The 25,377-nt window shown below is 68.2% G+C and carries 21 protein-coding genes and 1 riboswitch; of the genes, 7 read left to right on the top strand and 14 right to left on the bottom strand.

The window, feature by feature from the left end; translation table 11 throughout:
* Window positions 1-2: 2 nt before the first annotated feature.
* The 5 genes from ACQPYS_RS16470 to ACQPYS_RS16490 form a co-directional block, all read right to left on the bottom strand.
* On the bottom strand, window positions 3-1,265 hold the full coding sequence (locus tag ACQPYS_RS16470; RefSeq protein ID WP_433490066.1) for a 2-hydroxyacyl-CoA dehydratase: 1,263 nt from the start codon (window positions 1,263-1,265) through the stop codon (window positions 3-5).
* On the bottom strand, window positions 1,262-2,443 hold the full coding sequence (locus tag ACQPYS_RS16475) for a 2-hydroxyacyl-CoA dehydratase (RefSeq protein ID WP_433490067.1): 1,182 nt from the start codon (window positions 2,441-2,443) through the stop codon (window positions 1,262-1,264). Before ACQPYS_RS16475 ends, ACQPYS_RS16470 begins: the two co-directional genes overlap by 4 nt.
* Window positions 2,440-3,651 (bottom strand): CaiB/BaiF CoA transferase family protein, encoded by a 1,212-nt coding sequence (locus tag ACQPYS_RS16480; RefSeq protein ID WP_433493063.1) that lies wholly within the window; start codon window positions 3,649-3,651, stop codon window positions 2,440-2,442. Before ACQPYS_RS16480 ends, ACQPYS_RS16475 begins: the two co-directional genes overlap by 4 nt.
* 25 nt (window positions 3,652-3,676) lie before the next feature.
* Window positions 3,677-4,552, bottom strand: coding sequence for a CapA family protein (locus ACQPYS_RS16485; protein ID WP_433490068.1), 876 nt, complete (start codon window positions 4,550-4,552; stop codon window positions 3,677-3,679).
* A 199-nt stretch (window positions 4,553-4,751) separates the two neighbouring features.
* On the bottom strand, window positions 4,752-5,561 hold the full coding sequence (locus ACQPYS_RS16490; RefSeq protein WP_218020712.1) for a PaaX family transcriptional regulator: 810 nt from the start codon (window positions 5,559-5,561) through the stop codon (window positions 4,752-4,754).
* Between the two features lie 633 nt (window positions 5,562-6,194).
* On the opposite strand from ACQPYS_RS16490, the gene ligD reads away from it, so the two are divergent.
* The 4 genes from ligD (at window position 6,195) to ACQPYS_RS16510 (ending at window position 9,589) form a co-directional block, all read left to right on the top strand.
* Window positions 6,195-7,133 carry a non-homologous end-joining DNA ligase gene (gene ligD / locus ACQPYS_RS16495; RefSeq protein ID WP_431937855.1) on the top strand — a complete coding sequence of 313 codons (939 nt, stop codon included), beginning with the start codon at window positions 6,195-6,197 and terminating at the stop codon, window positions 7,131-7,133.
* A 92-nt stretch (window positions 7,134-7,225) separates the two neighbouring features.
* On the top strand, window positions 7,226-7,972 hold the full coding sequence (locus tag ACQPYS_RS16500) for a histidine phosphatase family protein (RefSeq protein ID WP_433490069.1): 747 nt from the start codon (window positions 7,226-7,228) through the stop codon (window positions 7,970-7,972).
* Window positions 7,973-8,039: 67 nt separating this feature from the next.
* Window positions 8,040-8,205: riboswitch (FMN riboswitch) on the top strand.
* Between the two features lie 77 nt (window positions 8,206-8,282).
* A complete protein-coding gene (locus tag ACQPYS_RS16505; protein ID WP_433490070.1) occupies window positions 8,283-8,729 on the top strand; it encodes a 6,7-dimethyl-8-ribityllumazine synthase in 447 nt (148 codons plus the stop codon).
* 443 nt (window positions 8,730-9,172) lie between these two features.
* A complete protein-coding gene (locus tag ACQPYS_RS16510) occupies window positions 9,173-9,589 on the top strand; it encodes a hypothetical protein (protein WP_433490071.1) in 417 nt (138 codons plus the stop codon).
* Here the strand turns inward: ACQPYS_RS16510 and ACQPYS_RS16515 are convergent.
* The 7 genes from ACQPYS_RS16515 to dhaK (ACQPYS_RS16545) form a co-directional block, all read right to left on the bottom strand.
* A complete protein-coding gene (locus ACQPYS_RS16515) occupies window positions 9,567-10,478 on the bottom strand; it encodes a D-alanyl-D-alanine carboxypeptidase family protein (RefSeq protein ID WP_433490072.1) in 912 nt (303 codons plus the stop codon). The two genes, ACQPYS_RS16510 and ACQPYS_RS16515, sit on opposite strands and share 23 nt — an antisense overlap.
* Window positions 10,479-10,598: 120 nt before the next feature.
* Window positions 10,599-10,964 carry a hypothetical protein gene (locus ACQPYS_RS16520; protein WP_431937850.1) on the bottom strand — a complete coding sequence of 122 codons (366 nt, stop codon included), beginning with the start codon at window positions 10,962-10,964 and terminating at the stop codon, window positions 10,599-10,601.
* Window positions 10,965-11,372: 408 nt separating this feature from the next.
* Window positions 11,373-13,364 (bottom strand): NAD-dependent DNA ligase LigA, encoded by a 1,992-nt coding sequence (ligA, locus tag ACQPYS_RS16525; RefSeq protein ID WP_433490073.1) that lies wholly within the window; start codon window positions 13,362-13,364, stop codon window positions 11,373-11,375.
* Between the two features lie 252 nt (window positions 13,365-13,616).
* Entirely contained in the window at window positions 13,617-16,073 is a 2,457-nt protein-coding gene (gene ptsP / locus ACQPYS_RS16530) for a phosphoenolpyruvate--protein phosphotransferase (protein ID WP_433490074.1), read from the bottom strand.
* Window positions 16,070-16,693: a dihydroxyacetone kinase subunit DhaL gene (gene dhaL / locus ACQPYS_RS16535; RefSeq protein ID WP_433490075.1), complete on the bottom strand. Its 624-nt coding sequence runs from the start codon at window positions 16,691-16,693 to the stop codon at window positions 16,070-16,072. The genes ptsP and dhaL overlap by 4 nt, the downstream gene beginning before the upstream one ends.
* A gap of 1 nt (window position 16,694) precedes the next feature.
* Window positions 16,695-17,696 (bottom strand): dihydroxyacetone kinase subunit DhaK, encoded by a 1,002-nt coding sequence (gene dhaK, locus ACQPYS_RS16540; RefSeq protein WP_433490076.1) that lies wholly within the window; start codon window positions 17,694-17,696, stop codon window positions 16,695-16,697.
* Between the two features lie 517 nt (window positions 17,697-18,213).
* Window positions 18,214-19,215 carry a dihydroxyacetone kinase subunit DhaK gene (dhaK, locus tag ACQPYS_RS16545; RefSeq protein ID WP_433490077.1) on the bottom strand — a complete coding sequence of 334 codons (1,002 nt, stop codon included), beginning with the start codon at window positions 19,213-19,215 and terminating at the stop codon, window positions 18,214-18,216.
* A gap of 449 nt (window positions 19,216-19,664) precedes the next feature.
* Between dhaK (ACQPYS_RS16545) and ACQPYS_RS16550 the strand changes: the two genes are divergently transcribed.
* From ACQPYS_RS16550 to ACQPYS_RS16560, 3 genes are all read left to right on the top strand, one after another.
* Entirely contained in the window at window positions 19,665-20,408 is a 744-nt protein-coding gene (locus ACQPYS_RS16550) for an IclR family transcriptional regulator (protein WP_433490078.1), read from the top strand.
* Between the two features lie 234 nt (window positions 20,409-20,642).
* Complete coding sequence (locus ACQPYS_RS16555) at window positions 20,643-21,770, top strand: diaminopropionate ammonia-lyase (protein WP_433490079.1); 1,128 nt, start codon at window positions 20,643-20,645, stop codon at window positions 21,768-21,770.
* A gap of 12 nt (window positions 21,771-21,782) precedes the next feature.
* Complete coding sequence (locus ACQPYS_RS16560) at window positions 21,783-23,084, top strand: Zn-dependent hydrolase (RefSeq protein WP_433490080.1); 1,302 nt, start codon at window positions 21,783-21,785, stop codon at window positions 23,082-23,084.
* Between the two features lie 269 nt (window positions 23,085-23,353).
* On the opposite strand, the gene ACQPYS_RS16565 is transcribed toward ACQPYS_RS16560, so the two are convergent.
* Together ACQPYS_RS16565 and ACQPYS_RS16570 are read right to left on the bottom strand one after the other, a co-directional pair.
* Window positions 23,354-24,097: a LysE family translocator gene (locus ACQPYS_RS16565; protein ID WP_433490081.1), complete on the bottom strand. Its 744-nt coding sequence runs from the start codon at window positions 24,095-24,097 to the stop codon at window positions 23,354-23,356.
* 199 nt (window positions 24,098-24,296) lie between these two features.
* The gene (locus tag ACQPYS_RS16570; RefSeq protein WP_433490082.1) at window positions 24,297-25,367 is read right to left on the bottom strand and encodes a GGDEF domain-containing protein; all 1,071 of its coding nucleotides are present in this window, start codon (window positions 25,365-25,367) and stop codon (window positions 24,297-24,299) included.
* Between the last annotated feature and the right edge of the window lie 10 nt (window positions 25,368-25,377).

Here is a 25,377-nt window from a genome sequence, read left to right on the forward strand (position 1 = left end):
GCTCAGTCGAGTACGCGCTGCTGCAGGAAGTCGCCGATGGCGGTTTCCAGTGCCGCTGCGGCGGCGCCCCGGGAATCGGCGTTGTTGGTGCGGATCTCCAGGACGGGAATACCGGCGTGCTCCAGCGCCTCGGTGGTGAATGACGATCCTGGTACATCGTCGGCCACCAGGTGCACCACTGCGTCGACGCCGTGGTTCCGAGCTTCTTTCACGTACCACTGCGACGACCACGGTGGCGTGTACAGCTGATCGGTGAAACCTGTGAAACGGGCCGCCAGAGCGCGCATCGGATCGCCCCCGTAACGAGCGTAGCCGTCGGCCGCGATCGCGAGGTACATCGACCAGACGAACACCGCGCCGTACTTTTCCTGGAAGCGCTGATACAGGCCGAGGTCGAACCAGAGACCGCGGCCGATCCACATCAACCGCACCCGCTCCCCCGGGCATACCGCGTGACCGTCGCGCACCGCTGCCTCCACCTCGTGGTACAGCTCGCGAGCCGCGTTCCGGGCCCATTCACTCCCGCGATGCCACTGCGGGATCATCACCGCGGGAATACTGTCGTTGATGGAGACCGGGGTGGGCCGGGTGGCGGCGATCAGGTCCCGGGTCCGCTTGTTCCATTCCGCCTGTTCGTTGACCAGCGCCATCACCTCGGCGAGCCGGTCGATATCGAACTTTCGCCCAGTGCGCTCGGTGAGGAATTCGACGAGCTGCCAGTTCTCGCTGGTCATCAGATCGAGACGGTCACTGGCGTAAACCTGTTCCCAGTCGTGGCCGACGAGCTCCCACCAATTGTCCGGCGTCGTGGTGGCCGACGAGCGCTCGAAGGGGAAGAATCCGGTGTCCGGATGTTCGGCCCACAGGTCGAAAACCTTGCGGGTGGCATCGCCGCTGCATTCGGCGATGACAAAGCGAGGCCGCGGTAGGCCACCCCACGGTGCGTCCTCGGCGGACAGGTCCATGGACCCGAGACCGATCGCGTCGTATTGCAGGGAATCGTCCGGATAGCCCCGCACGGCGATATTGTGCAGGGCCGTCGGACCGAGCCGCTTGGCCGAAACCACCGAGGCCCACCACTGGTTCACCACATACGGAATCCCCATGGCACGCAATATCTCCTGTGGCGCATCGGCGTTCACCAATGCCAGCGGGGCGCCCGCAGCGACCTCCGCGCGCATCCGGGCGAACCACTGCTTCTGATACGCCGTCGCGGCCGTCGCCGCGGCCAATCGGTCCGGCAATGCGGAATGCGGTGCGTTCATCGTGCCGTAGCCTCGCAATCTTCACGGGTGAGCAACTCGACGGCGGTCTCGAGTTCGTGCGCCGACCAGGTGTGTGCGGCGACCGGCAGTGGCACCACGCGGGCGTGCGAACCCAGTTCCCGGATCAGTCCCGGCCGGTCCCACCCGGGCGCCGGATCGTGGTGGCGGCCGACCGACAGCACCACCGAGGCGCCGCAGCGGCGGACGCGGTCCGCGCTGTAGCGTGCGCGCTCGGCCAGGCCCGAGGTCTGGGCCATGGGTCCGGCGTGTAGGCGGTGGCCGGCGATCTCGGCGTAGGCGGTGTGCAGATCGGTGGCCTCGGCGGGCGTATCCCAGAGATCGGCCACCGGGTCACCCCAGTTGTGGTCCTCACCGGCTACGAACAGTCCGGCGGCTTCCAGGCTGTCGTACACCGAAACCTGGTCGACCGTGCTTCCGGTGAGGAAGACCCGGCGCCGCCTCTCGGTCATCCACCCGTGCGCGGGATCCGAATCCGGCTGTGACCGGGCCTCGTCGAGTACCGCGCTCACTGCCGTCAGGCAGTCGGCAGGTGCTCGGGTCTGAGCGAGTGTGTACACGCGCAGCGCGGTCGCACCGGTCACGACGCCCGCGGCCCGGCGGTCGCGCACCCTTCGCAGCACCGCCGCGAGTTCGGCACGGAGCTTCCGTGCGGTGTACAGGTTCTCCGGCGTGAGGCCGGTACCGGTCCAGTCGGCGACGGTATCGGCCAGTTTCGCGAGCTGACCGGTGTTGTAGTCGCGCGTCGATGCCCGCGGTAGGTGCAGCAGGTCGACGAGGTGTACCTCCGGCACCGCGCGGCCCTGCTGGGCGAGCATCCGAAGCACGTAGAACAGGCGCAGTGCGGCCTGTGAATCCCGGGAGACGAGCAATCCGCGCAGGGAGCCCGCTTCGCCGGTGAGGATATCGTCGAGAATCGAATGGGCGACGGAATCCACTGCGACGCCGAGTAATCGGACGGCCTCGGCGCCGGCCGGCCGGTCGCCGCCGGACAGCCGGTAGGCCTGCCCGCCGGCCGCCTCGATGATCTCGGGCGGCACGTCACCGCCGACTACACCGATCACCGGCCGATCGGAATCGGTGGCGCCGGCTACCCGCGAACCCAGGGCACCGGCAGCGCGTTGCTCAGGATTCGCCGGCCCCGGCGGTTCCGGGCTCATAGAACCTTGCCTTCCGACAAGGCGGCGATACGCGCGGAGTCGTACCCGAGCAGTCCGGCGAGTACCTCGTGATTGTGCGCACCCAGGGCGGGCGCGGGCCGGTCGAGGCCGGTATCGCTGTCGGACATGGTGATCGGCAGACCGCTGCCCCAGAGCTCGACGATATCGTCGTAGCTGGGATGGCGCAGCGGCACCACCTCGCCGCGCTGTCGCACGAGCGGATCGCGGACCGCGGCGTGCGGTGCCCGGACCTCCGCGCAGGGTGCGCCGTGCTGCTCGAGTTCCGCGATAACCTTCGCCACCGGTTGGTCCGCCGCCCACTGTGCGATCATCGCGTGCAGTTCGTCGGCGTGGTGCACCCGGCCGTCCCGCTTCTCGAACCGCGGGTCGGTGATCAGATCGGCGCGGCCGATCGCGGTGAGCACCCCGTGCGCGAACGGGTCGGTGGGCCCGCAGATCGCGAAATGCCCGTCCGCGGCGGCGAAGATACCGAACGGCGCCAGCCGCGGCACCATATCGCCGGTGCGGGTGGGGAGCCCGATCATTTCGAAGGCGTCGAAGGGTTCGGCGGCGACCAGTGAGGTGAGCGCGCCCAGCATGGAGACGTCGACGTGCTGGCCGCGTCCGGTCTGCCCTACCTGGATCACCGCCGACAGGGTGCCGATCACCGCGAACAGTGGGGCGAGCAGATCACCGATCGGCAGACCGAACCGGACGGGAGGATCGCCGGGGCCTCCGGCTGTCATCATGACCCCGCTGAGGGCCTGGATGATCGTATCCATCGCCTTGCCGGTGCCCGGACCACCTTGGCTGCCGAACCCGCTGATGGAGGTATAGACCACCGCCGGGTTCACCGCGGCGACGGCAGCGTGGTCGATACCCAGGCGCGTGGTGACACCGGCGCTGTAGTTCTCGACGACGATATCTGCGTGCGCGACCAGATCGAAGAACACCTCCCGGCCGGCCGGGTTCTTCAGGTCGAGGGTGATCGACTCCTTGTTGCGGCCGCGGGCGAGCATCGAGACCGACATGTCCTCATCGGAGGTGCGCCGCACCGAGAGTCCGTCGCGGGTGACATACGGGGAGTTGTTGCGCGCGGCGTCCCCGCCCCGCTCCGGGTTCTCGATTTTGATCACCCGGGCGCCGAGTCCGGCGAGCAGTAGCGTCGCGTACGGGCCCGCCAGCGCCGTCGTCAGGTCGAGCACGATCTTTCCTTCGAGAGGCCGCTGAGCATCAGGGTGTCCTTTGCTGTACGTCGGGCTCGGCCACGGTCACCAGATCGCCGCCGCGCTGGAACTCGGTGTCGAAACCTGCTGCCCGGGTGATGTTTTCGATGTAGTCGACGACCTCTGCGCCGCGCGGATCGTCCGGTGTCAACGGGATCGGGCGGGCGTCGTCATCGATCCAGCAGGGCAGGAATCCCGCGCTGACCATGCCTCGCGGGCCGAAGGTGCATGACGCGATCGCGGTATTGCGACTTTCCGGGTGGAACGGGTAAGAGGGCATATCCGGGTCCGGCGCGAACCCGAACATCTGCTGTCGGCGGGCCGCCCACGCACGACGCTCCGCGGAATCACCGCCGACGGGGGTCAACGCGTGCGTCACAGTGACGAAGTTGCCGAGACCATGGAAGATCGGCTTACCGCGGTACATTTCGATCCCGCGCATGATGTGCGCGTGATGCCCGATCACCATATCGGCACCGGCGTCGACCGCGGCCTGCGCGAGCGGTGATTCGTAATCGGCCAGCACCGCGGGGGTATGACCGATCCCCTTGTGCAGAGCGACGACCACGACGTCCACGTCCGCCCGCAACGCCCGGATATCGGACTTCATCTGCGCGAGACTGTCCGGCGCCACGAATGTGTAGACCGTCGGCGGCCCGCCGGGGGTCGCCAATTCGAGTTCGTAGTGGGTGAGCACCTTGACGTATGCCGCGCCCGCCTTCTGCGACGCCGCCCACGAATCCCGCGGACCCACACAGTTGAAACTGAGCACCCCGATCCGCAGCCCGCCCGCCTCGTGGACGGCGGGCTCGCGGGCAGCGGCGAGGTTCGCTCCCCGGACAGCTGCTCGGTCTCGGCTGTTTTCTCGTCGATCGACGTACATCCGGCGAGTGCCAGGGCGAGCAGCGCGACGATGGCGACGAACGCCTGTGTTCGGGTCGGTCTCATCGAGTCCCTCACGTGATGAGTGTCCAGTGGGTCTGTGCACGCTTCGGGCCTGTGACGAGAACCGCCATGAGCAACCGATGTGACCTGGCATACATTAGCCGTATTCACTACTACCGTCAACAAAATGACTAAGTTCATTCCAGGACAGATGGTTCCAGTGAACGCAGTTCCAGCCGATGCGCGGCCTCCGCCCGGGCGACCGTGTCCAGCCGGTCGTGCAGAGCGTGGAATGCGCGCTGCGCCGCAGCCGCGGGCCAGTCCGCGGGCAGGTGCTCGACGGGCAACCGGGGATCCTGGCGGATGACGTCCAGCCACTCCGTCACCAGCAGAAGCTGTACCGCCAGCGCGTCGTGCGCCCGAGAGCGGTCGGTGGCCCCCCAACGCCCGAGGAAATCGCAGTACAGCGCCGCGATACCCGCCACGTCCCAGGCATCGCGCAGCATGGCGGGGATATCGGTCTCGGCATCGGCACGACTGCGGAAAACACGGATCCGGTCGGCGCCCTCGACACCCTCGAGGATCTCCCGGACATTCGTCGTCGATGGTGCGATCCACAGGCCACCCTGCAACGACCCGAAGCCCGCCCACTGCAGCCGCGCCCGCAGATCGTGCCGCTGCCGCTGCCAGGATTCCGGGAAACTGAAGGTCAACATGGTCCACGAACCGTCCCAATTCGCCTCGACCGCGCCGGTACGCCAGATCCGCACATGACCATCCCGCAGGATCTCGGTCAACCGGGCGGTCAACACCATGTAGGCCTGGCGACCTACGCGGTGCCGATCCAGTAGACCGCGTTTGACCATACGGTTGAGCGTGGAGCGGGTAGCGTGCTCGCCGATACCGACGGAGGCGAGCACATCGATCAGGCTGGTCGTACTCACCATCGCGTGGCGATCGAGTACATAGCGCCCCAAAACGGTCAGCAGAACGCTCTGCGGTTTCACCGACGACGCGATATCATCAGTTAAAATCTCTGCATTCGTCACAAATATGACGATATACATGTCCCGCCGTCGGCGGTAGCCCGCCGCATGCACCGGCGCGGCACAGCAGCGATCCGCTCATTTGGCCGGGCCGCCGAGAACAGAGGCAGGAGTAGCCGCCGGAAGCGGACATGCCCAGGGCTGCGCTGTGGTTCGCCGCGACCTTCCGTCACGGGCGCCCGGTGGACACTAGCGGTGAGGTCGAGCCTCGTTCCCGTGGCGGTGCCCGGTCACCGGTCGGGGCTTTGCCGTTGCGCGAACTGGACCGCCGTGAGGGCCGCTACGGCCTGGAGACCCTATGCATCGGCGGTGGGCAGGGATCGCCAGCGGTTTTCGAACGCATCGTGTAGGGGATCCGCACTCGGAATCGAATCCCGCGTGTCTGCCCGGCCCCCGCGCGAGCACGCCGTAGTCTGCGCCCGACCCGGCTTTATCCGGCTGAATCGAGCGGGAGGTAGGCATGGCGGGCGAATTCCGATGCGGCCGGGACAGGGCCGTGGCACTCCGGTGCCGCCCGAGCGCGCTCGCGGCCGTGGTCGCCTACCCCGGCACCGGCCGCTGAGCCCCGCGGGCCGGGCGGCGGTCCCGGCGCCGATGCTCGCCACCCCGGGCCGTCCACCGGACACTCCGGACTGGGCGGTGGAGATGAAATGGGACGGGGTCCGTGCCATCGTGATCTGCTCGGGTGCGGACTGCCGCCTCTACAGCCGCAACCGCCGCGAGATCACCGGCTCCTATCCCGATCTGGTCACCGCCCTGACCGGCCGCCTCGGCGGCCGGGACGTGATGCTCGACGGCGAGATCATCGCGCAGACCCCCGCCGGTGCGCCGTCGTTCCGCCTGCTACAGCGCCGTATGCACGTCGTGCGGCCGAGCCGGGCGCTGATCGGTGCGGTCCCGGTGCAGTTGTTCCTGTTCGACATCCTCACCGATGCAGCTGCGGATGTGACCGGCCTGCCCTACCTCGATCGTCGCGAACGCCTGCAGGCACTGGCGCTGGACAGCGCACCGCTGCAAACCCCGCCGTACTGGGTGGGTGCGCCCGCCGACCGGTTACTCGACGCGGCACGGGACAACGGGCTGGAAGGCATCATCTCCAAACGCCTCGACTCGACCTACCATCCCGGCCGCCGCTCCCCGGCCTGGATCAAGACCCCCATCCGCAAGACCACCGAGGCCGTCGTAGCCGGCTGGACCGCCGGCACCGGTTCGGCGAGCGCGACATTCGGCTCGCTGATCCTCGCCGCCCACGACGCCGACGGGCGGCTCGTGCACATCGGCAATGTGGGTACCGGTTTCACATCGGCCGCCCGCCGGGCGCTGCGGACCCGGCTGGACGAGATCGCCCGCTCGGAGGCGCTGTTCCCCTTGACCCCGGCGCGCTTCGGCCGCCCCGGGGCCCCGCATTGGGTGGATCCGGTGCTCGTCGGCGATATCGAATACCGCGAGTACACCGGGGAGGGTCTGCGACATCCGAGCTGGCGGGGACTGCGCAACGACAAGACCCCGGACGAGGTGGGGATGCCCGAGTAATGCCGGGTCCCGCGTTTCGTGATCTACTCGGACCGCCGCCGCGGTATCCGGAAATTCCGGCAGCACGGCGTCCCCCGGTACATCCTCCAGGTATGAGTACGCAGCCGCCCGCCGATCCCGAAACCTCCGCCGCGCCCGAATATTTCGCTACCCGTGACGAGCACCCGAGCCCCCGTCTGCTCTACGCGGTCCGGCACGGTCAGAGCACCGTCAATGCCGGTATCCGCCCCGCGACCCCCGCCGAAGCCGACGATATGGTCATCGAGCTGACCGATCTCGGAAAACGCCAGGCCGCCGCCCTGGGGCGATGGGCTGCCGCGCTGCCGCCCGAGCAACTCCCGGAAATCGTCCTGTGCTCGCCGTATCGACGGGCGGTGCAGACCTGGCAGCTCGCGGAAACCGAACTCCGGGCGGCCGGCATCGCGCTGCCCGGCCGGGTGACCGACCCGCGCCTGTACGACCGGTTCCGCGGCACACTCGCACATACCCCCGTCTCGGAGGTCCGGGAACGCTACCCCGAGCAGTACGCGGCCGAGCAGGCCGATCCGCTCGGCTACCGGCCGCCCGGCGGCGAATCCTTCCACGATGTCTCCGCCCGGGTGACGGGGGTGCTCGACCGCATCGCCGCCGATACCCGGCACCGCCGGGTACTCATCGTCGCGCACGATGCGGTGATCCTGCTGCTGCGCCGCCTGCTCGAGCACCTCGACGACGCCGGGACACTCGCCGTCGCCGCCCAGGGCCTGGCCGGAAACGCCTCTGTCACCGCGTGGGCGGAGGAGGCCGGCGACTACCGCCTGCTGTACTACGACCACCGCGCGCATCTCCCTCGAGCATGACCGTCCGGGCCGGGCGGACGGCCGCCGGGTTGTCCTGGGGTCGCGGCATTGTTACTGTCCGTTTCGTACACGTTCTCAGGGCGGGGTGGAATTCCCCACCGGCGGTCATGGCATCCGGTCCGATCCGGTGCACGAGCCCGCGAGCGCCACCGTGTCCTCGGACGCGGTGGGTCGAGCAGATTCCGGTGTGATCCCGGAGCCGACGGTCACAGTCCGGATGAAAGAGAACGCGGCACCGGAGTGCCCGCGCGCGGGTGGCTCCTGTTCGCGTCGTCATGCCCTGGGTGACACAGCGAGCAGGAGGAACAGAATGTCACCCACACCGAACCGCATCGCCCTCGTCGCCGCCCGGTGGCACGCCGATATCGTCGACCGGGCCGTCGCGGCCTGCCGAGCCGAGCTCACCGAGCGCGGCGTCGTCGATATCGATATCTTCGAAGTCCCCGGCGCCTTCGAGATACCGCTACGCATCAAGCAATTGGCCACCACCGGCCAATACGCGGGTATCGCGGGCTGTGCCCTGGTAGTGGACGGCGGTATCTACCGGCACGATTTCGTGGCGGCGACCGTGGTGGACGCGTTGATGCGGATACAGCTCGACACCGGGGTACCGGTCTTCTCGGCGGTCCTGACCCCGCATCACTTCCACGAACACACCGAACATCTGGAGTACTTCACTCGGCACTTCGAGATCAAGGGCGCGGAACTGGCCGCCGCCATTGCGGCCACGCTGGCCTCGGCCCCGATCCCCGTCTGATCGAAGACCGGACGCCACCGGGTGAACTGTTTCCCGGCGGCTTTCCGGTCATCCGGATCGGTACTCTCAGAGCTGCGAACCGCCGCCGTCTACGACGAGTTCGCGCCGGTTGTGCAGGTGGCGTCCAACGCGAGGAACAGTACCGCCCGAGCGACCTCGGCCCAGGTGTTCCCATGCGGGACGTCGGGTGGTACGCGGCCACCTCGGGCTTCGTCCCCTCGAGCGCATTACCGGCGTGCCTGACCACCTGCTGGCCACGGAAATTCCAGTTGATCCACCGGGTCTCCAAGCGTCCCTCGCTGAACCGGAGCTCATCGGGCGCACGGTCATCGTCCTGTACCGCCTCGACCTGTCACCGACTACGAAGGAATACCGCACGTTCTCAGAAGTGGCACGCACGCTCGGCACCGAGAATCGGTTCGAACCCTACTTCGAGGAGCACCATGCGAAGCCATACCTGGGGCCGGCTCCTACTCGGCGCGGCCGCCGTCCTGAACCTCCTTCCCGCTATCGCTGTGCTCTCCGTGGAACGGGCGAGTGCGGCCTACGGGATCGATCCGGTAGGCGCCGACCTGCGCCTGCTGCTCCGCCATCGCGGACTGTTGTTCGCGATCTTGGGAGTGGCCCTCATCGTCGCGGTGTTCCGGCCCCGGCTGCGGCCCGCCGCCATTGTGGCCAATGCGGTGAGTATGGCGGGATTCGTGGCGTTGCTCCCGGCCGAGGGACCGGTGGGCCCGGAACTGCTGCGCGTCGCGGCCGTGGATGCCGGCGGCCTGGTACTTCTCGCCGGGGCCGCGGCCCTTCTCCTCCGGAACCAACGCATTGGAGGCGGCCTGATCAGCCGACCGGCAGCCCACTGAGGATCGGGAGAAAACCCCAGTCCATGATGCGTGCGGCGTCGGTCGCCGCGGCGGCCAGGTCGTCGGGTGAACTGTTGAGGACCACACCGATCAGCCGCTGCGCACCCCGGGAGGCTTCGAACAGCAGGCAGGTCCCGGCAGCGTCCGTGGACCCGGTCTTGATTCCGGTGGTGCCCGGATAATCGCGGAGCAGATCGTTGGTGGTCTCCCAGACGTGGGCCCGGTTCGCGGGACCGGCGGGCAGGTGGTGGACCTGCGTTCCGGCGATCTCCCGGAAGACCGGATCGGCCATTGCGTGCCGACCGAGCCGCACCAGCTCCGCCGGGGTGGAGTACGTAGCGTAATCGTCGGGGGCGGGCAGGCCACTGGGATCGCTGAAGTATGTGTTCGGCATTCCCAGCCGCTGCGCGGTGGCGTTCATCCTGGCGAGGAAGGCGTCCTGGCCCGGTCCGAACGCCTCCGCCAGGGCATAGGCGGCGTCGCAGCCCGAGGGCAGCATCATCGCGTACAACAACTCACGTGCGGTGAGCACCTCGCCGGGAGCCAGTCCGGCGGTACTTCCGCCGTAGGCGGCCGCATAGTCGACGGCCGCTCGCGGCACCGTGACCGGACGCTCGAGGTCGCCCGATTCGAGCACGACCACCGCCGTCATCACCTTGGTGATACTGGCGATCGGGACGCGGGCATCCGGCTGCCGCGACCACACGAGCAATCCGGTACCGGCTTCCGCCAGCGCCGCCGCCGGCGCCCGCACTCCCTCCGGTTGCAGTGTCAGCGGAAACGGCAGCTGAGCCGAGCCGCCGGAAACCGGGACGGCCGCGGCGGTGGGCGCGAAGACGACGAGTATTCCGGCGACGGTCGCCGTCAGTACACGGACATAGGTTCGCATCGCCACATTGTGGCGGCCGACCTCGTCGAACAGCGGGATTTCCGATCGGAGTCGCGGCTGCTCACCCGGTCGACCGGGACCGGCCCCGGCAGCCGCCTCTCCGCGCGGCGCGCGCAGCCGTCAGGCGTCCTGCCTGATCTCCGCGAAACTCGCCCACTGGACCTCGGCGATATCGTTCGCCTCGTCGTTGAAGGTCGTATCGATCCACTCCAGGATCTGGTCCTCCGCTTTCCGCAATACGGATTCCGGCGCATCGACCGGGGAGGTCATCTCGAGAGAGAAGTAGGTGCGCTCGCCCGGGTCCTGACCGGGATGCTCTTCGGCCCAGGCCAGGTGCATGCGGCGCTCACCTTCGGCCTTAGGCGCCAGTTCTGTTCTCGCCTCGGCGAATTCGGGGAACTTCGCCAGTTCACCGGCCGCGGCCGAACGCACGGAATCGGCTTGCGCGGGTGTGCAGTACAGCTGGACAACCAGATAGCTACTCACGCTACCGGCCACATCCTCTCGGTTGATCGCATGGCAGTGCCGCTCGTTCCACGCAAACCGGTGAACTCGCGGTCGTGGCAGCATATCTCGGCATCCGGCGACTGTCGGCGTCGGCTTCGGCGACCGTGCTGCCCGAGGCAGATCCGGTCGGCAACAGTGTGTGAGTCGACCGGTATCCCAGGCGAGCAGGTACCAGCGCAGCTGCTGATGGATCCGGCGGTAGGGATGGGCCCGCCGGGAACTCGTCGCTCCGTGACCGACCACCGGTCACGCGACACCCACCTCGCGGGCACTCGACGCGCCGGCGCGGTAACCGGCGGGCGCAGCGATACGAGCCCGGGCCGGCGACCGCGGCACCGCTCCGGGGTACGGCGGCTCGCCGGTTCCGCCCGGCCGGCCCGGCGTGGTCTAGACGACGTTCGCGTTGATCAGCAGGTTCCAGATCTTTCCCTGATCGGCCACTTCCACATCGAGTTTCGCCGCCTTGGCCAGCTTGCTCTCACCGACCCCGGCACCGGTGACGAGCAGGTCGGTGTTCGCCGACACCGAGGACGCCACTGTGGCGCCCGCCTTCTCACACAAGCGTTGGAACGTCGGGCGGGCGACCTTCTCTCCCGAACGCGGATCGCTGATCGCGCCGGTGACCACCACCGTTTTACCGGCCAGCGGCGCACCCGCCGCGACGACCGGTGGTAGATCCTCCTCGAGCACATCCAGACTCACGCCCGCGGCGCGCAACCGCTCCAGTTCCGGACGCAGGCGGGTGAGGTGTTCGACCAGGGACGCCGCGACCTTCGGGCCGATGTCCTCCACGGCCACGAGGCGTTCCTCGCCCGCGGCGGCGACCTCCTCCAGGGAACGGAATCCCGCCCGGGCCAGGCGCGCGGCGGTGCCCTCGGAGGCCATCGGAATAGCAAGGCCGATCAGTGCGCGGCGCAGACCCACCCGGCGGGACGCATCGACCGAGTCGATCATGCGCGCGGCGGAGGTTTCGCCGATACGGTCGAATTCGAGCAGGCGCTCGGTGGTCAGCGTGTAGAAATCCGAGGGGCGCTCCAGGATGCCCGCCTCGGCCAGACGCTCGATCCACACCTGGCCGAAGGCCTCGATATCGGCCGCCGGCCGCGACGCCCAGTGGATGAGCCTGCGTACCGTCTGCGCGGGACAGGCGACATTGGTGCAGAACAGTTCCCGGCTGTTGCCCTGCTCGGTCACCGGCTGCGCGCAGGACGGACAATCGGTGGGCGGCACGATCTCACGCTCGTCGCCGGTGCGTTTCGAGGCGTCGAGCACGCCGGCCACGAACGGGATCACATCGCCCGCACGGCGTACCAGCACGGTGTCCCCGACCTTGATATCGCGGGCCCGGATCACCTGCTGATTGGCCAGCGTCGCCTTCGTGACCGTGGTACCGCCCACGAACACCGGCTCCAGCCAGGCGACCGGGACGATCTTGCCGGTCTTGCCGACGTCCCAGACCACCTCGTTGAGCAGTGTGGTCTTCTCCTCGGCGGCGAACTTGAACGCCAGTGCGCCCCGCGGGCTGTTGGACCGGGTGCCGGCCGCGGCGTAGGCCCCGCGGTCGGCCAGCCGCAGCACCGCGCCGTCGATATCGTAGTCCAGGTCGTTGCGGCCCTGTTCGATCACGGTGATCGCCGCCTGCGCCTGCTCGGCATCGGCGCACATCCACATCTGTGCCCCCGCGATCCCGAGCACCCGCAGCCCTTCTGCCAGATCGGCCGCGGCGCCGCCGGCGGAGGTGTCGAGATCGAAGCCGAAGAACCGCAGCCGCCGCTCGGCGACCGTGGCCGGGTCCTTCGCCCGAAGTGTGCCCGCCGCGGCATTACGCGGGTTGATCAGCGGCTTGTCCGGGTGCGCGGTGTTGTAGTCGAGGAAGGTCGACCGCAGCATCACCGCCTCCCCGCGCACCTCCACTCGCCCCGGAACATCGATCCGGTCGGGCACCCCGTCGACCAACGCGCGGACCAGCACCGTCACGTCGTCACCGGTGGTGCCGTCACCGCGGGTCACCGCCCGCAACAGCCGCCCGTCCTCGAAAACAAGCGCCAGGGACAAGCCGTCGAGCTTCGGCATCACCACGACCGGCTGCCCGGGAAACCGGTCGAAGAACGCCGCGACCTGATCCGGGGTGGTCGCTTTCTCGAGCGACAGCATCGGCCGCGAATGCCGGATCGGCGCGTGCAGCACGGCGGGCGCCCCGACCTGCTCCAAGGGGTTTGGGTCGGGTGCGAGATCGGGGTGCGCCTCGAGCAGGCCCCGTAACTCGTCCTCGATCGCGTCGTACTCCGCGTCCGCGACCAGTGGCGAGCCCCGGTAATAGGCGTCCCGCAGCGCTACCACACGGTCCGCGAGCTCTTGGATACGTTCACCGGTTTCCACAGCCCAAGACGCTACCCAGGCTCACCGACATGAAGCCCGCCGGGACTTCACGGAGGTAGCGCGTCACGGGGTACAGCGGGAATCAGTTCCCCGAGTCGGAGGTGGCCGACCCGGTACCATCCCGCAGCAGCGACGACGCTGCGGGATGGTACAGCTACCCGGGCAAACGGTCCGAGGCATCTTCCTATCGAGTTCGTCTCGACAGCACCGCCCGGGGCGTACGAGTTCATCCGCGAGCCGACCGGGTTCAGCTCAGGCCGTCGGGACACGGCCGCGCAAAGCGATATTCCGCGCGAGCTGAGACCTCACCTGTGTCGCGGACTCACACGCCAGCGCACGTGCGGCTGCCGCGCGACAGGCCTGGATATCCAGTTCCCGTACCGCGGCTTTCGTCAGCGGCAGCGCGGGCGGCGCGACACTGAGCTCGGAGACTCCCAGCCCGAGAAGCAGCGGCACCGCCGCCGGGTCCGCGGCGGCTTCACCGCAGACCGCGACCCGCGTATCACCCGCGCCGCGGCACACCTTGTCGATGAGATGCAGGACACCGGGGTCCAGCGGATCCGCCAGTCCCGCAACGGATTCGTTTCCTCGTTCCACGGCAAGGGTGTACTGGGTCAGGTCGTTGGTGCCGATGCTGAAGAAGTCGACGAAACCCGCGAATACCGCGGCTCGGGCGGCAACAGCAGGCACTTCGACCATGATGCCGACTTCTATATCGAGGTCCGGCGGAGCTATCGTGCCCAGCATTCGCCGCGCGGTACGTACCTCTTCCACAGTGGTGATCATCGGGAACATCACACTCACCGGATAGTCGGCGGCTACCCGGACGATCGCCTGTAACTGGTCCCGCAGCAGTTCCGGGTGGGCCAGGCCCAGCCGGGTCCCACGCAATCCGAGAAAGGGATTGGCCTCGCGAGGCTGCGAAATATACGGCAGCGGCTTGTCGCCACCGACGTCAAGAGTGCGCAGTACGACTCGCCGGCCGTCGAAAGACTTTGCTATGTCTCGGTATACCTGTTCCTGTTCCTCCACGGAGGGTGCCTGCTCACGTCCGAGAAAGAGGAATTCGGTGCGGACCAGCCCGGCGAGGTCGGCGCCGGCGCGCACGGCGTGATCGGCTTCCGCGGCACTGCCGACGTTGGCTGCGACATGCACCATGACCCCATCACGCGACACAGCCACGTCACGGGCTGCGGACTGCGCGGATTGTCGCCGATTGTGTTGTTCGGCGGCAGTTGCGCGAAACTCGGCGAGGCATTCGGGTTGGGGATCGATGGCCAGTTCCCCTGTCGCTCCGTCGAGTGCGATTGTCGTCCCGGTGGGAATCCGCAGGACGCTGTCCCCGGCGGCACTCACGGCGGGGATCCCCTTCGCTCGGGCCAGTATCGCCGCGTGCGAGGTGGGGCTTCCATGGGCCAGCACGATCCCGGTGACGACGGTCTCGTCGAGTCCAGCGACTTGGGCGGGCGTCAGGTCGGCTGCCACGAGTATTCCCGGCCTGCTGGCGACACGGGTGTCCTGGCCGAGCAATTCGCCCAGGACCTGGTCGCGCACCGCTCGTATATCGGCGGCACGAGCCCGCAGATAGGGGTCGGGAAGCACTTCCAGCTGTTGTGCTGCGGTGTCGAGCGCGGTTGCCCAGGCGCCGGCGGCGGCCGCGCCGCCGGCGATCTGCTGCCGTGCGCCGGTGATGAGTTCGTCGTCGTCCAGCAGTAGCAGATGCGCTTGGAAGACCTCCGATTGTGGCGATGTGTACCGTGGTTCCCGTCCGGGATGCAGCTGTATTTCGCTGCGGAGCCGTTCTTTTGCCCGGGCGATTGCGTCGTCGAGAAGCCGGCGTTCGGTGGCCGGCGGTCCGGCGGGGTGGTCGGGTAACACGAAATGTGTCGTCTCGGGCTGCCAGGCCGGGCCGATCGCGATGCCGGTCGAAGTGGGCAGCGGGCCGGTGGAGGTGGTGGGAGCGGGATGGTCGGCGACCAGCGCGGGAATCTCTTCGCCGAAGCGTTGCCGGGCGAGCATCAGCAGCCGGTTCATTCCGTGCTCGGCGGCCGGTCCCGATGCGGTGATTTCGATTTCGTGGCCGGTGAGTGCGCCCAATGCGGCGATGCGGCTGAGGCTTCGGCCCGAGGCCGGGCCGGTGCCGGTTGTCAGATTGCGTAGCTCGATCCGGCAGTCGAGGTCGCGGAGTTCGGCGATGAGCCGCGCCGCCGGCCGGGCGTGTAGTCCGTGTTCGTTGGCAACGATGAACGAGCCGCGCATGGTTGTCTCGTTCTGCGGCACGGCCTCGGGGAGCGCCTCCGGGGTGGTGTCGATGCCGAGTTGGGTTCGTTTGCCGATCAAGGCGTTGTCGGCCTCGTCTGCGGTCTCGGCCAGGGCCGCGCCGTTCGCTGCGGCGACGGCTGCGGCGACGAGACCCTCGACCAGCGGCGCTGCGCACAATCGTATCCGGTGTTGGGTCGGGAGTAGCTCGAGCGCGAGTTCCGCGGAAAGGATCGCGCTACCCAGGTCCATGAGGATGAGAACGCCGGACCCGGAATCGGCAGCGATGATGGCGTCGGCCACCGCTGTCGCGTCGGTACCGAGGGTTTCCTCGTCGAGGCCGGCCGCTACCTCGATGCGCAGGTCGCGGTCGTGCACCATTTGAGTGGCCAAGTCGACTGCCGCGTCGGCGAGCCGGCGACTGTGGGAGACGACTACGAGCCCGATCATCGCAGCGCCTGCCGGGCCGCGCGGACGAGCAGTACTGCGCTGGTCGCGCCGGGGTCTTGATGCCCGACACTGCGTTCTCCCAGGTATGAGGCGCGCCCTTTCCGCGCCTGCATCCGGATTGTCGCGTCGCGACCGGTTTCGGCGGCGACGAGTGCCGCCTCCATGGACGGTGTGAAACCGGCGCCCGCGGCGTGGTAGCGGTCGAAGGCATCGGTGGCAGGGCCGAGCGCGTCGTACATGGTTTTGTCTCCTGCTTCGGCTCTACCCCGGGTGACGATGCCGTTCACGCCCGCGCGGAATGCCGTGGCGAAGGTTGCCGCGTCGATATGGCCGGGTCCGACCGTGCCGGCGAAGCGGAGGAAGAAGGTGCCGTACAGTGGTCCGCTCGCTCCGCCTACAGCACGGATGAGCACCATGCCGACCTGTTGGAGTGTGTCTGCGGGTGTTGTGGTGGGTGGGGTCCGGGCGAGCGCTTCGGTGACGGCGGTGGCACCGCGGCGGATATTGCCGCCGTGGTCGGCGTCTCCTATCGCGGCATCGAGTTCGGTCAGGTGGTCGGCGTTCTCCCGGACGAGGGTGGCGAACTGGTACACCCAGCGAATCGGATCGAGAAGGGTCATTTCATACTCCCCAGCGCAGTGCCGCTGTGTGTACCGGCGATTTCCAGAGGTTGAGCAGTTCGTCGTCGACTCGGGTGAGGGTGACCGAGCAGCCCGCCATTTCGAGTGCGGTCATGTATGGACCGACCAGGGATCCCGCTATTTCGATGCCCTGTGCGCGCAGGATCCGTGCGACCTCTCCGTACATCAGGTACAGCTCGATCAGTGGGGTACCGCCCATCCCGTTGAGGAAGCAGATGACTTTGTCTCGCCGGTCGAAGGGCAGATCGGTGAGAATGGGTTCGGTGAGTTTCGCGGCTATGTCGCGGGCCGAGGCGAGCTGGGTGCGTTTGCGGCCGGGTTCACCGTGGATACCCACCCCGATCTCCATTTCGTCGGGACCGATTTCGAAGGTTGCTTTTCCGGCCGCGGGGACTGTGCAGGAGGTCAGCGCGACTCCCATACTCCGGGAGTTGGCGGTCACCGCGTATGCGATGTCGGCTACGTCCGCGAGGGAACGGCCTTCCTCCGCGGCGGCGCCTGCGATCTTCTCCACGATAAGTGTCGCGCCGACTCCGCGTCTGCCGGCGGTGTGCAGGCTGTCTTCTACTGCGACGTCGTCGCCGACCAGCACCGAACGGATCTCGACATCGGCTTCCGCGGTCGCGAGTTCGGCGGCCATCTCGAAATTGAGCACGTCACCGGTGTAGTTCTTCACGATGTGCAATACACCCGCACCCGCGGAGACCGAGGTGGTGGCGTAGGCGATCTGGTCGGGAACCGGTGAGGTGAACACTTCGCCCACGCAGGCCGCGTCGAGCATTCCGCGTCCGACGAAGCCGGAATGCATCGGTTCGTGTCCGGAGCCGCCGCCGGATACCACGCCGACTTTGCCGGGTACGGGGCCGTCGGCGCGGAAGACGACCCGGTGAGTGTTGTCGACCCGGACTTCCGGATGCGCGGCCGCCAGCCCCGCTAATTGCTCCCCCACCACGTCGGCGGGGTCGTTGAGGATCTTTTTCACTGCTTGCTCCTTACGCGACTGGCTCTGTCGTGGCCGGGCGGACTGCTGCCGCCGCTACCGGGCGCCGCTTCGGCCCGCCCGAGTCCGGTACCGCTGGGAATCTCGCATGAGGAACCCGGGCGCACCAGGCCGGATGAGGGGACTAGTTTTCGATAATGCAGATTGTCATTCGACATTATCGAATAAATGCTAGTACATGGTACGTCGGCGTAGCGCAGGCCACAAGTCCGGATCGAATGCGAAATCAGCTGCCCGGAGGGCGTTCTCCCCGGGTGCCGCTTCCGTGCGAGCCGCATTCCGACGGCAAGCGGCCCACTGCCGGTATCCCCAGAGCGCGGACGTGTCGCTCGATCCGCCGCAACCTCTCGTCGAAACACCTCGGCGGCCGGGGACAGCCGCTCCCGCGGCACGGCGGGCCGAGCGGATCGGCGGCCCGGGACTGTCGTCGACCTGTCGCCGGTCGGCGCGAGGCGCGTAGGCGCCGGGGTCACCGTGGAGCACGCCTGCTCAACCATGGTCACGCCCCCCAGTTCAGCGCGGGGGTACGTACAGGGGCATCCCACAGGTGAAGTATCTCCGCGTCGGCGCGGGTCAACGTCAGCGAACACCCGGCCATGTCGAGGGCAGTGACATACGGGCCTACCAGCGATCGGGCCACCGCGATCCCACGACTCTCGAGTGCGCGCACGATCCCGTGGAACAGTGCGTACAGCTCGATCAACGGCGTGCCGCCCATGCTGTTGACGAAACAGATCACGGAATCACCGGGGATGAACGGCAGGTCCACCAGGACCGGCATCACCAGCGTCTCGGCGAGTTTCCAGGCCTCCGCGAGCCGCACCCGCCCCCGCCCCGGCTCGCCGTGAATCCCGATCCCGATCTCGATCTCGTGGTCGGGCAGCTCAAAGGTCGGCCTGCCCGCGGCAGGGACGGTGCACGAAGTCAGCCCGATGCCGAAACTGCGCGAGTTGGCGTTCACGGCGCAGCCCAGTTCTATCAGCTCCGGCAGCGACCAGCCTCGCTCGGCCGCGGCGCCGACGATTTTCTCCACCACCAGCGTTGCTCCGACACCCCGGCGCCCGGCGGTGTGCAGACTGTCCATGACCGCGACATCGTCGTCGATCAGGACCGAGGCGACCTCACAGCCGGTTACGGCCTCGGCCAGTTCCGCCGCCATCTCGAAATTCATCACATCGCCGGTGTAGTTCTTCACGATGTACAGGACGCCGGCACCTGTATTCACCGCGGCGGTCGCGGCGAGGATCTGCTGCGGAGTCGGGGAGGTGAAAACCTCGCCGACGCATGCTGCGTCGAGCATCCCGCGCCCGACGAAGCCGGCGTGCAGAGGTTCGTGTCCCGCACCCCCGCCCGATACCAGTCCAACCTTGCCGCGCATGGGCGCCACCGCACGCAGCACCACCCGGTTCGATTCGTCGAGGAGCACAGTGGGGTGCGCTTGCGCCATCGCGGTCAACGCTTCGATGACCAGATCATCCGGATCGTTGATCAGCTTCTTCATCGCCGCGCCACCGCCGCGTCGGATCTTCCGGAGCCGGAGGCCCGAGACGTCCTCACCACAGTCGGGATCGGCGCGGTCACATGGACGGAGAAGTCGCCGCGAGTGGACCGCCCGCCCGGTACCGGCACCGGCGGGTCGGCGGGGTCGATGTGATTTCCTGGCAGATACCCCCGGACACCGACCGTGGCAGCCACGACCGCACCGAAGGACAGCGAGATGACACCCGCATCGGCCATTGCGCGCCGCGCGGACCCCGTCGCAGGGACGGCGCGGACCCCGAGGACGACAAGGCATGCTGTGGCGCGGATACGGGCGGTGAGTCGTTGTGATATTCGCAGATCATTCATAAGCTTCCCCGTAAGTGTCGAACCAGATTCGATAATGTCGAATGAAGTGGGGATGATACGACGGTGTTGTCCAGGTCACAAGAGCCGATCGAAGGAGGTCGCGTGATCCAGTCCGTGGACCGAGCTGTCCGCATTTTGTTCGCGCTGCAAGGCGCGCGCCGGATGACGCTGACCGAACTGGCCGCCGAATTGGGTCTCGCCGCACCCACCGTGCACGGCATCATCCGCACACTGGCCGCGCACGGCATTGTCGTCCAAGAGCACGGGGGACGGCGCTATCAGCTCGGACCGGCGGTGCTGCGAATGGGCAACGTGTACCTCGACACGCTCGAACTCCGGTCGCGGTCACTGACCTGGGCGCACGAACTGGCGCACCGGACCCGGCGCTCGGTGCGCGTGGGAGTGCTGTCCGGCGACAATATCGTGATCATCCACCATGAGCCCAGCCCCGAGGGAAGCCGGCAAATGCTCGAACTGGGCATCGAGATCCCCGCACACGCGAGCGCTCTGGGCAAGGCCATGCTGGCATTCCTTCCACCCGTCGAGCAGCGGGAGCTGCGCAGCATGACCGGAGAAACGATCACCTCGCCCGAGGAACTCGCCGAACAACTACAACCGACCGCGGCCTCGGGCCTCGCCTACGAAAACGACGAGGCGGTCCTCGGCGAATCCGCGGTGGCCGCGGCGATCTTCGACCGAACCGGGATGGTGGTCGGAGCAATCGGCGTGGTACTGCCGACCTCCGACTGGCCCGCACCCACGTCCGCCATCGACGCCGTCCGGACCACCGCACAAACCATCTCACGCGAGTTGGGTTCACACCGCTGGCCGGCGCCACCACCATAAACCATCTCGCCGGGACAGCACGGCCCGCTCGGGCCGCGTCCCGACCAACCCGAGCGGGCGGAATGCGGACAGACCCGGCAGCCCCACCCTTGAGCGCACGTATCCCGACCTGCCCCGAGACGGGGCGGTGGCCGCAGGTGGCGCCCCCGAACAGTTCGCCCGCACCAGGGCGGTAATCACGGACACCTGGTCCGCGATGGGGTTCAGCCATTCCTCATGCCCGGGAGGAACGTGATGTCAGAACCGCGACTCGTGCGGAATCCATTGGTAGCCAAGGACACTGTGCGTCCGCTCGTCGACGGGAGCCGCGCTTTCCATCGGTCGATGCCGGACTACCACCCCACTCCGCTCACCGCGCTTCCCGCGGCCGCCGCCCGGCTCGGCGTCGGCTCGGTACATGCGAAAGACGAATCCGCCCGGATGGGTATGCCGTCGTTCAAGATCCTCGGCGCCTCCTGGGCCACCTACCGAACCGTGCTCGCGCACCTCGGCCACCCCGCGGACAGTGAGATCGGGCTCGCCGAGCTGAAAACCGAGCTCGGTACCGCGGCGCCGGCTCTCCGCCTGGTCTCGGCCACCGACGGCAACCACGGACGCGCCGTCGCCAGGATGGCGGCGCTGCTCGGACTCTCGGCCCATATCCTGGTGCCGGAGGATATGGTGCAGGCGCGGATCGACGCCATCGCCACCGAAGGCGCGCAGGTGGAAGTGGTGCCCGGTGGTTACGATGATGCCATCCGCCGCAGTGCCGCACTCGCCGATACGGATTCGCTCGTCGTCTCCGACACCTCCTGGGACGGGTACGTCGACCCGCCGTCCTGGGTGATCGACGGATACTCCACGATGATCGGCGAAATTCTGGACGAGATCGCCGCCGGTGGAGTCCCGCGGCCGAGCGTGGTGGTCGCGCAGATCGGGGTGGGCGCCTTCGCCGCCGCGGTCGCACGCGGATTCCGCACCGGCGCGGGCACCCGGCTGCTCGGCGTGGAACCCGTCGACGCCGACTGTGTCACCGCCAGTATCGAGGCCGGCGGTATCACCACCATCCCCGGTCCCCAGCGGTCGATCATGGCCGGACTCAATTGCGGTACACCGTCGGTGATCGCCTGGCCGGATGTCTCCGGTGGCTACGACGTTTTCGCGACGGTCACCGATTCCGCCGCGGAGGACGCGATGCGGCTGATGTTCGCCGACGGGGTCGTCTCGGGGGAAAGCGGGGCCGCCGGTCTGGCCGGTTTACTCACCCACGCCGGCGAGTTGGAGCTGGATCGCGACGATCATGTCCTGATCTTCTCCACCGAAGGCGCCACCGATACCGCCAACTTCAACCGTGTCACCGGCGCCGCGCTCGCCGGCGCGTGAGTGGAGGAATACATGACTACATCCGATGTCCGGATCGACGCCGAACGGCTGTGGCGCTCTCTCGGCGAACTGGGCGACGTAGGAGCATATTCCGACGAGGACACCGGTCTACGTGGCGTGCGCCGACTGGCCTTGACCGACGCCGACGTGGCCGGACGGGAACTGGTCACGGGATGGATGCGGGCGGCCGGGCTCACCGTGACGACCGATCGCATCGGCAATATCTACGCCCGCCGCGACGGCCGCGACAACACCCTCGCGCCGGTGATGGTCGGATCGCATATCGACACGGTCGCCACCGCGGGCCGGTTCGACGGATGTCTCGGTGTCCTCGGCGGGCTCGAGGTGGTCCGCACCCTGAACGCTCACGGAATCGCCACCGAACGCCCGCTCGAGATCGCCGTGTTCACCGAGGAAGAAGGGGTGCGGTTCGGCACCGATATGCTCGGCAGCGCCGTGGCGGCCGGGCGGATCGGCCTGGACGACGCACGGCAGCGCACCGATCCCGACGGCGTGACCGTCGGCACCGAACTCGACCGGCACGGGCTGGCCGGTGACGTCGCCGTACCGATCCGGGCGCCGTTCGCCTATCTGGAATGCCACATCGAACAGGGCCCGATCCTGGCGGCGGAGGACACCCGGATCGGAGTCGTGCAGGGTGTGCAGGCCATCACCTGGCTCGAACTCCAGATCACCGGGCGGGCCGCGCACGCCGGCGCCACCCCGCACCGGCTGCGCCGCAACGCCGGCCTCGCCGCCGCGCTGATCACGGTGCGACTCGACGAGATGGTGGAATCCGGCGAGTACGGCGCCATGCTGGCCACGGTCGGGCGGCAGGTCAACTATCCGAACCTGATCAATATCGTGCCCGAGAAATCGCTGATCACGGTAGACCTGCGCAATCCCGACGGCGCGGCCATGGAACGCGTGGAGGCCGACCTCGCGGCCTATCTCGCCGAAGTGGAGAAGCGCGCGGGGGTCACGATCACCGCCCGCACCACCGCCAAGACCCCGCCGGTGGTCTTCGGCGAACAGATGCGGGACCTGGTCGAGAAGCATGCCGCGAATCTCGGGATGAGCAGCGCCCCCATCACCTCCGGCGCCGGACATGATGCGGGCGAGATAGCCGCACGGTGCCCCGCCGGCATGATATTCGTTCCGGGGCTGTATGACGGGATCAGCCACAACCCACGGGAGTACTCCACTCCGGAAGCCTGCGCGGACGGAATCGATGTGCTGCTGCACGCCGTACTGGAGCTGGCGGGAGTCGCCCCGGGCTGCGCCGCACCGGTCAGCGGCCCCGCCACCGGGTAGCGAATCATCGGCCCGCTCCACCGTGCGACCGGCCCGGATTCGCGGCCGGCATGCGTGATCTCGCGGAGAGTGAGCGCGGTCCCGAATCGGCTTCCGTGCCGTCGGCCGCCGGCGCGGCTACGCGACGAAGCCCGGGTCCGCACCAGCGCGGTGGGCATGATCGTCGGCCCCGAGCAGGCGGCGCAGGTCATCGCGCGGGAGACCGGAAGGCGGCGCTCACCGAAGTTCGCGCGGTGTGAGCACCCGGGATGCGACCGGCGCCGCCCGGCTCACCGGCGCGCGAAGGCGAGTCCGCCCGCCACCGCGAGCATGGTGACGCCGGTGCCGCGATCCAGATAGCGCCGGGTGCGCGGCGGCATATCGAACGAGTTGAGCGCTCCACCCACCCCCGCGTACACCGTGGCCGCGATGAACTCGACGACGAGGTAGCCGAGACCCGGCAAAATCAGCTGGGCGGGTACGGCCCCCACCGTGTGGTCGACGAATTGGGGCAGGAGCGCGGCGAACAGCAGCAGCGCCTTGGGATTGGTGAGCGCCACCGTGAACTCCTGCCGGGTCGGCCGGCGACGTGTCCGGCGCAGCGACGACACGTCCGGCGGCGGGCTGCCGGACATGTCCGGTGCACCGGCGGGTCGGCTGCGGTAGAGCATGGACACGCCGAGGTAGAGCAGATATGCGACGCCGCACCATTTCACGGCCGTGAACACCGGTTCGGCGGTGACCAGCAATTCACCCAGCCCCACCGCTGTGGCGAGTACCAGCAACAGGAACGCCGACAGCCGGCCGGACACGGCCACCAGCGCATCCACGGTGCCCTGCTGCACCGCGTTCCGCAGCGACAGTAGCTGGTTCGCACCCGGAGTGAACGCGATGAGCGGAGCAGCGATCAGGAACGCTGCCAGTGCGGAGTCGGCATATCCCGGGTATACAGCCGGTTGCCGAACGCGGAAACCGGGGGCACCGGGAGGATTCCACCCGGCCCCACCGGCAGCACTCGGCGATTTCCTGGTCACCCGGGACGGGCAGACAGCGCTGTCTACCGGCTATGCCTCCGCCCTGCCCGATATCGAGGTGCCGTGGCACGAGCCCGGGACATCCCCGTCCCCGATACCGCCGCCCTCACCCCGGACGCCGTCACCCGTTACCAGCAGAAGTGGCAGGGAATGTTCCAGCGCTGATCGCGCCGGATGAACCGGGGGGCGGACCGGCGCCTCATCCGGCAGCCGGATGCCGGTGATCCGCCGCTGGGGTGAGTTCGTCGACCACCACCAGATTCCCGCCGGACTGTTTGGCCCGGTACATGGCGGCGTCGGCGCATTGCAGCAGCCGGTCCGGGGTCGGGCGCGGGCACCGGGGGCAGATCGTCGTGTCGAAGACCGCGACACCCACGCTCGCGGTGACCTCCACCGCGGTCTCCGGGGGGTCGGCGACCGCGCGCCGCAGCCGTTCGGCCTCGGTGCGCGCGGCCGCCGCATCCATCGGCGCGGCCACCACGAATTCCTCCCCACCCGTGCGCGCCACCACCGCCCTGTCCCCCACCGCGGCGCGCAACCGCCGGGCGGTCCGTACCAGGACGGTGTCTCCGACGCGGTGCCCCCAGGTGTCGTTCACACTTTTGAACCGGTCGAGATCCACGCTCATGACGCAGATCGCGGGAAACCTGTCGACCAACTGCGGGAGCCGGATCTCCAGGCCCCGACGGTTCAGCAGTTCGGTCAGCGGGTCCGACAGCGATTCGGTGCGCAACAGCCAGTAGAGGATCTGCAATGCGGGCAGCGCGCTGACCACCGAGACGAACAACAGCAGCCCGACCGCGCAAGCCAACCGGATACCGCCGCCCCCGGTGACTATCCGCACCGAGAACACGATCACCGACAGCAACGACCACACCGAATGCGCTGCCAGAGCCCGCGCGCTGTGGAAGAAGCCGAGGTAACTGCCGGTGACCACGAGCAGCACCGCGCCCATCGCCGCGAACAGCCGATCCGGCACCTGGAGGAACTCCATCGTGAACAGCACATCCGCGCCGCCGATCAGCACCAGCGACTCGGTTCTGCCCGGCCAGGCCAGCAACCACCAGCGCAGCGCCCACAGCGTCCCGCACAGCACTCCGATCGTCGAGGCGATGCCGGGATCGCCTGCCGGGCCCACCGGCGTGCCCGCGATGACCGCGCCCATCACCGCGATCGCCGCGCCCGCGACGCCGATCAACACTTTCAGTGGACCCAGCGCCGATCGCGCCGCCAGCGTGCGCACCAGCCAGCGGTAGTCGACCGGTTCCACCAGGCCCGCA

The organism is Nocardia grenadensis, assembly GCF_050942415.1.
GTDB lineage: Bacteria > Actinomycetota > Actinomycetes > Mycobacteriales > Mycobacteriaceae > Nocardia > Nocardia grenadensis.

Bases quoted from the DNA above. Each gene is read 5' to 3' on its own strand.
- ACQPYS_RS16470 (WP_433490066.1), bottom strand. From the start codon at position 1,265: ATGAACGCACCGCATTCCGCATTGCCGGACCGATTGGCCGCGGCGACG.
- ACQPYS_RS16475 (WP_433490067.1), bottom strand. From the start codon at position 2,443: ATGAGCCCGGAACCGCCGGGGCCGGCGAATCCTGAGCAACGCGCTGCC.
- ACQPYS_RS16485 (WP_433490068.1), bottom strand. From the start codon at position 4,552: ATGTACGTCGATCGACGAGAAAACAGCCGAGACCGAGCAGCTGTCCGG.
- ligD (WP_431937855.1), top strand. From the start codon at position 6,195: ATGCTCGCCACCCCGGGCCGTCCACCGGACACTCCGGACTGGGCGGTG.
- ACQPYS_RS16500 (WP_433490069.1), top strand. From the start codon at position 7,226: ATGAGTACGCAGCCGCCCGCCGATCCCGAAACCTCCGCCGCGCCCGAA.
- ACQPYS_RS16505 (WP_433490070.1), top strand. From the start codon at position 8,283: ATGTCACCCACACCGAACCGCATCGCCCTCGTCGCCGCCCGGTGGCAC.
- ACQPYS_RS16510 (WP_433490071.1), top strand. From the start codon at position 9,173: ATGCGAAGCCATACCTGGGGCCGGCTCCTACTCGGCGCGGCCGCCGTC.
- ACQPYS_RS16515 (WP_433490072.1), bottom strand. From the start codon at position 10,478: ATGCGAACCTATGTCCGTGTACTGACGGCGACCGTCGCCGGAATACTC.
- ptsP (WP_433490074.1), bottom strand. From the start codon at position 16,073: ATGATCGGGCTCGTAGTCGTCTCCCACAGTCGCCGGCTCGCCGACGCG.
- dhaL (WP_433490075.1), bottom strand. From the start codon at position 16,693: ATGACCCTTCTCGATCCGATTCGCTGGGTGTACCAGTTCGCCACCCTC.
- dhaK (WP_433490077.1), bottom strand. From the start codon at position 19,215: ATGAAGAAGCTGATCAACGATCCGGATGATCTGGTCATCGAAGCGTTG.
- ACQPYS_RS16555 (WP_433490079.1), top strand. From the start codon at position 20,643: ATGTCAGAACCGCGACTCGTGCGGAATCCATTGGTAGCCAAGGACACT.
- ACQPYS_RS16560 (WP_433490080.1), top strand. From the start codon at position 21,783: ATGACTACATCCGATGTCCGGATCGACGCCGAACGGCTGTGGCGCTCT.